Origin of the sequence: Falsirhodobacter sp. alg1 (assembly GCF_000739715.2) — a bacterium.
Lineage (GTDB): Bacteria > Pseudomonadota > Alphaproteobacteria > Rhodobacterales > Rhodobacteraceae > Falsirhodobacter.
The window spans coordinates 1-1,446 of sequence record NZ_BBJC02000015.1; the positions used below are offsets into that span (position 1 = coordinate 1).

Below are 1,446 nucleotides of genomic sequence, written 5' to 3' on the forward strand. Positions count from 1 at the left end.
TGGCGACTGAACTTCGGCCGCATCGAACCGCGCGATCCCGCGGCCTTTCTGGCCGACAAACGCAATATCCTGCGCATCTTCGAAGAGGTTCTGCGTACCGGATACATGATGCACCCCGACACCCTGCGACTGATCGCGGCGAACCTGCCGATGATCGAGGACGGCATGGCGCAGGACCGTGAGGCGCACCGGATATTCCTCGATATCCTGCTGAAATACGGCAACCCCGAACGCATCTTGCGTTCCATGAACGAACTGGGGGTTCTGGGCGCGTTCATCCCGGAATTCGGGCGCATTGTGGCGATGATGCAGTTCAACGGTGTGATCGCCTTCGCTCAGGCGCTGCTACAGGGCGAGGGTATAACGGCCTTTGCAATGGACGTCCACATGAGCATCCTCGAAGGCGGGATCGGAGCATTCCCCCGNCGCCTGCTGGTGCATGAGCGGGATCACTTCCTTGCCAGCAAGATCATGCTGGATAACAAAATTCCGCTTGGGCAATGATGTTCGACGAAAGCCATCTGACCGAAGACGGCTTTCTGGACGGGCGGTTGCGGATCCTGCAACCGCGCGACGGGTATCGCGCGGCCACGGACCCGGTATTCCTGGCGGCTGCCGTACCGGCAAAACAGGGTGACCTTGTAACCACCGCCCGGCCCACGCACCGCCTCGACCAGCCCTGCACGGCGCAGCTTTACGAACAGCTGCTCCAGATAGGGCAATGATACATCTTGCCGTTTTGACACTTCGGCAAGGGATACCAGCTTTTCCCCGCTGTGAAGCGCGAGATCCACCAGCGCCACCATAGCATAACGGCCTTTGGTCGAGAGTTTCATTGGTATCCGCCCCGGATAGATTGACGTGCGGCCCTTGGCCGCTTACTTGCTTTCCAGCCCGAAGGTAACTGAATGTCAAGCCCTTTGGAATAGTTCTAAGTTATCCGAGCGTTTACGTCAACATTCGCCGGACCATAAAAAGGCGCCTAAATGCCCGAAGTAATTTTCGCCGGTCCCGAAGGACGGCTCGAAGGCCGGTATCACCCTCAGAAAGAGCGTGACGCCCCTATCGCCATCGTCTTGCACCCGCATCCGCAATTCGGCGGGTCGATGAACAACCGTGTCGTCTACAATCTGCATTATACGTTCTACAAACTGGGGTGGGGCGGATACATTCATGCGCTTCCTGTGCGTTCTTGGCCTTGTTCTTGTACATGCGCGGCGAGGGTGGAACATAATCATTCCCGAAGCGGCGCTTGATCTCGTCCCGCGCCTCCATCACGGCTTCGGGGGCCATGTCGATGCCGTCGGTCCGCATATAGGTGATATGCCCCGCCTCGTACAAACGCTGGGCTGTGGACATGCAGACCTTCGCCCCCATGCCGAACTTGCGGCTGGCCTCCTGCTGCAGGGTCGACGTCATGAACGGCGCCGAGGGGTTCCGCGTGGC

The 1,446-nt window shown here is 59.0% G+C and carries 2 protein-coding genes and 4 pseudogenes; 4 read left to right on the forward strand and 2 right to left on the reverse strand.

Going from position 1 to position 1,446, the window contains the following annotated elements:
- From TR36_RS16065 to TR36_RS16455, 3 genes and pseudogenes are all read left to right on the forward strand, one after another.
- Positions 1 to 318 (forward strand): annotated as a pseudogene (locus TR36_RS16065) ([protein-PII] uridylyltransferase); the annotation flags it as partial.
- Entirely contained in the window at positions 307 to 504 is a 198-nt protein-coding gene (locus tag TR36_RS16345) for a DUF2007 domain-containing protein (RefSeq protein WP_255357366.1), read from the forward strand. The pseudogene TR36_RS16065 and the gene TR36_RS16345, both read left to right, overlap by 12 nt.
- Complete coding sequence (locus tag TR36_RS16455; RefSeq protein ID WP_370553443.1) at positions 504 to 725, forward strand: hypothetical protein; 222 nt, start codon at positions 504 to 506, stop codon at positions 723 to 725. Before TR36_RS16345 ends, TR36_RS16455 begins: the two co-directional genes overlap by 1 nt.
- Here the strand turns inward: TR36_RS16455 and TR36_RS15045 are convergent.
- Positions 636 to 836, reverse strand: a pseudogene (locus TR36_RS15045) (Rrf2 family transcriptional regulator); the annotation flags it as partial. The gene TR36_RS16455 and the pseudogene TR36_RS15045 sit on opposite strands and share 90 nt — an antisense overlap.
- Before the next feature lie 150 nt (positions 837 to 986).
- Here TR36_RS15045 and TR36_RS15050 point away from each other — a divergent pair.
- Positions 987 to 1,160, forward strand: a pseudogene (locus tag TR36_RS15050) (alpha/beta hydrolase); the annotation flags it as partial.
- Here the strand turns inward: TR36_RS15050 and TR36_RS15055 are convergent.
- Positions 1,156 to 1,446, reverse strand: a pseudogene (locus TR36_RS15055) (DNA topoisomerase); the annotation flags it as partial. The pseudogenes TR36_RS15050 and TR36_RS15055 sit on opposite strands and share 5 nt — an antisense overlap.

Coding starts and splice junctions, on each gene's coding strand:
- TR36_RS16455 (WP_370553443.1), top strand. CDS start 504: ATGTTCGACGAAAGCCATCTGACCGAAGACGGCTTTCTGGACGGGCGG.